Annotated in this window: 4 protein-coding genes; 1 reads left to right on the top strand and 3 read right to left on the bottom strand. The window is 32.6% G+C overall.

Going from position 1 to position 3,748, the window contains the following annotated elements; translation table 11 throughout:
- Positions 1-179: 179 nt before the first annotated feature.
- Positions 180-827, top strand: a complete 648-nt coding sequence (locus QT76_RS07695) for a hypothetical protein (protein ID WP_033596240.1) — start codon at positions 180-182, stop codon at positions 825-827.
- A 3-nt stretch (positions 828-830) separates the two neighbouring features.
- On the opposite strand, the gene QT76_RS07690 is transcribed toward QT76_RS07695, so the two are convergent.
- The 3 genes from QT76_RS07690 to QT76_RS07680 form a co-directional block, all read right to left on the bottom strand.
- Positions 831-2,072, bottom strand: coding sequence for a hypothetical protein (locus QT76_RS07690; RefSeq protein ID WP_033617268.1), 1,242 nt, complete (start codon positions 2,070-2,072; stop codon positions 831-833).
- An 11-nt stretch (positions 2,073-2,083) separates the two neighbouring features.
- Positions 2,084-3,319 (bottom strand): type IV secretion system protein, encoded by a 1,236-nt coding sequence (locus QT76_RS07685; RefSeq protein ID WP_033617267.1) that lies wholly within the window; start codon positions 3,317-3,319, stop codon positions 2,084-2,086.
- A partial coding sequence (locus QT76_RS07680; protein WP_033617266.1) for a toprim domain-containing protein occupies positions 3,319-3,748 on the bottom strand: 430 nt, incomplete at its 5' end. The genes QT76_RS07680 and QT76_RS07685, both read right to left, overlap by 1 nt.

Genomic DNA, 3,748 nt, shown 5'->3' with positions numbered 1-3,748 from the left:
CATGAGCTATAAGAGATTATTATTATTTGTTAAGAATATATTTAATCAATAATTCAAATAATCAAAACTAACTTAATACTGATAAAATAACTAAATACTTGATTATTATTGATATATTTTTAAAACTTTATGTTATAATGATGAGTGAAATTATTAAGTTTCAATCAAAAGGAATAAAAATGATTAGATTAAAAGGTTTGAATAAGATTTTAAGGATAGGGTTATTAGCTGGAGCGTTGCTAGGTATTGCTACTCCCTTAATGGCGAAACCTTTATTCACGGATACCGACTTAATTGACTATATCAGCAAATCTAAAAGCAATATTAAAAAAGAATACGCCATTGATTGTAACTCTCAAATTGATGGTTCTAAATATTTGAATAATGGTTGGAATTTATCAAAAAATCTTCCACAAGAATGGAAAACTGCCTTTCTTTCTTGTGTTAATAAAAAGCAGCTATCTAAAAAAGAACAAGAATTACAGAAAATAGTAGATGAAAGAAATGAGCAAATTAAAAAAGATGAAGAGTGGCTAGTTGCTTGTAGAAACTATGTTAGAGAAAGCCGTAAAAAAGCGGAAAGTAATTTTCTTAAAAAAAATCGTTGTAGCAAAAGCGAAGATGGTAAAATATCGTGTTATAGCAATGCTTTTTATAGTGCCTATGGAGACACAAAACCTAAATGGTGGACTTATAGTGGCTCACACTTTGAAGAAAAATTTGAAAACGAACAAAATCAAGCTGACAATGAATGCCTTTCAAAAGCTGCAAGTCTTGCTATAATGCACCCTAAATTAGAAATAAAAAAGGCTGTTAGACAGCCTTAATTTTCAATCAGAAGTAATCTCTGGAAAACCAAATTTGTTTGTCTTGACTTTACCTAAAATTTGCTCTCTTGTTTGGTATTGCGTTGATTTTGTTCCTTTTAAGCCTGTGCCAAACCCATAGTCTGTTTGATACATGTCCGCTATAATCTCGCTTTGCATTGCCATAGTTTGATTTAAAAAGAGCATTTGATTAGTAATCTCTTTAAGATATTTCACAGTGAGTAATTTAATCCTTTGATTAAAATTTGCGTAGGCTTGGCTTTGAGCGTCTTTATTAGGGGCTTTACTTAAATCTTGCGTGAGTGTTTGGATTTCTTGCTCTAAGTCGTTATCTAGGCGAGTTTTTTCTAGGGCTAATGGTGTGCAAGTGCCATTTTCTTTGTTTTCCTTACAATATTTTATTCCTTGTTTATTGTGATTTGCACTTGGATTAGTTACGCCTAAATCTTGCTGAATATCGGCTAGTCTGTATTTTAGATAATCTGCTCTTGCTTGAATTTCTTGTTGTTTTTTTATCCTTTCTGTTAATTTCATTGCATCTTGTTGAAACATTTTCATTTTATATGCTTGATAATTACCATTTAGAATATCCAAACTAGCTTCTGCTGATAGTTGGTTATACCTTGCTTGATTTTCATCTTTGATTAGCTCTTCACACAAAATCAATCCCATATCCCTGCCACTTAATTGCCCCACAAGAGATTGCATGTTTTCATAGCCACTGCTACTTAGGGCTTGGATTAAATTTTGCATATCTCTCATGCGAGTGGTTTGTTCTCCTGTTTTTGTAATAGCATTGTTAAGATTGCTTAAATTGACAATTTTTTTATTAGTCAATTTGTTAAAATTGAAAAAAGGGCATTGTTGCTGTAAGTATTTGTTTCTTAACAAATTTTGTGCGTTCCAATTTTCTATGCTTTGCTTTAAATTCTCATAGTTGTATCTAATGCTCTCTATTTGATACTGAGCGTTTTGTATCACTTGCATGGGATTGGCTAAAGTAATGGCACTACCACTAATCAAAGAATTAGTTGTATTTATCATGTTATTGACTTTTTGCAACTGATTGATTTGAGCTTGAGCTTTAGAGATAATCTCTTCATACTTTTTAATGCTATCTACCATTTTACCTATCACAGTGGCTTGACCAGCATGGAGTTCTGGGTCATTGACAATCAAGGGGGTTTCCCCCTCTGCAAACACGCTTTTACAACATAAAAGCATGCTAAAAACTAATTTTTTCATTGTTAAACCCTTCATCTATTATTATCAAATCCATTTTTAACACTTGCTACAAAGTGTTTCACCCCAGCTTTAACACTCCTGTGATTTGCCATAGCACTTGCCCCTCCACTGATTGCTCCAAGCCCAAAAGCTTTGGCTCCAGCTTGAAGCCCTGCTAATCCGCCCCCAGCATTTTGATAAGCTTGTTTCATTTGATTAGCTACCATAACCATAGAGCCTCCTACTACAGCTCCGCCTATTGTCATACCGATTTTTTGCATCATTTCTGTTACTGCTCCTACACCTCCGCTTGTGCCAAAGATATTATTGATAAAATCAGGCACTCGTTTGATGAGAAAGAAACAAATCACAGAGCCTAAAATTAAGATAATAAAAAATCCTAACACGCTAGTATAAGCTCCCATAGCATTTTGAAAATTATTGATTGCTTGACTTGAGCCATTTTCTATCATTTGGTCAATTATATGTCCTTTGTTGTAAAACCCATTGATTATTTCTGCTTTGGTAGGAATTTTTAAAGTAATGCTTTCTATCATTGAAAAATTTAAAAAGGCTACTACCATAATACAAGGTTGGTAAAAAGTAAGGGAAATGAGTTTTTTAAGGTAGCTAAATAACATGCCTTTAGTTTGGGGGAATAGTGCTAGTGGTAAAACTGCAAAGCCCAATGATAGCCATGTAAGAGTTTCAACAAGAGTGATTAAAACAATGATTAAAATTAGTCCAATTAAAAGAATTTGAGCTAGGACTAACAAAAGAAAAATGATTAGCATAGGAAACATAGTAAAAAATGTCTTCCAGCCTAAATCGCTAAATACTTCTTTGTATAATTGTATTATGGAATAGTAGGACTTATCTATCAATGAGCCTAAAGTTAAATTATTATTGCCTATTTGCAATGAAGACATGCTGTTTGTGATAATCTCAGTGAGTTTATTAGAAGGGTAAAAAATGGTGTCTTTAAGCATATTCATGTAAGTTGTTGGATTATCCATTGCCCAATTTAAAACTCCCATAAACACGATAAATACAACCACGCCCATAGCGGTTTTAAACTGAAATATATCGCCCTCTTTCACTCGCCTATAAGCCCATATCATAAATAAAATTACCAAAACAGCATTAATTATCATTTGAGCTTTTAAAGCTTCTGCTGTTTGAGTTGCTATGCTGTAAAATATTTTTTTTGTTGGGTCGCTAAATAGCGATAAAATCGTTTCATAAATACTTAGATTATTGCCTTGCATTATCTCCCCCTCCCCTTAGTATAACTCTGTGTCTGTAAATTTTCTTTAGCATTTTCTAAAATGCCCTTAAGCCTTTCATTAAAGGGCTTAATGCTATCAATTTGTTCTAATTTATCCATGATATTTTCCTTTTCTTGTGTTGAAGTGTAGTTGTCTTTTAATTTTTCTAAAGAGCTTTCTAAAAACTCCGCCATAGTGTCAATGTTAATCGCCTTATTTTCTATAATGTGTGCTAATTTCAAATCATCATTACAATCTTTTGAAAAAGGCTTGTAAATAGTAGGGAATTGCTGTGTAAGAGCGTATAAAATGCCCTCGCATTTTTCTCTATATTCTTTACCCTTAATATCATTATCAAAGGCTAAGATAATGTTAAAACTCTCTTGTGGCTTATTAACAGGCTTAGGTTTTCTGTATTCTCTTGTTTTT

It is taken from the genome of Helicobacter pylori SA37A (genome assembly GCF_000476015.1).
Lineage (GTDB): Bacteria > Campylobacterota > Campylobacteria > Campylobacterales > Helicobacteraceae > Helicobacter > Helicobacter pylori_DB.
The sequence above is the reverse complement of the archived record's forward strand: the minus strand, read 5'-3'. Positions and strand labels throughout refer to the sequence as shown.

Excerpts from the sequence above, each read along its gene's own strand:
- QT76_RS07695 (WP_033596240.1), top strand. The coding sequence starts at position 180 with ATGATTAGATTAAAAGGTTTGAATAAGATTTTAAGGATAGGGTTATTA.
- QT76_RS07690 (WP_033617268.1), bottom strand. The coding sequence starts at position 2,072 with ATGAAAAAATTAGTTTTTAGCATGCTTTTATGTTGTAAAAGCGTGTTT.
- QT76_RS07685 (WP_033617267.1), bottom strand. The coding sequence starts at position 3,319 with ATGCAAGGCAATAATCTAAGTATTTATGAAACGATTTTATCGCTATTT.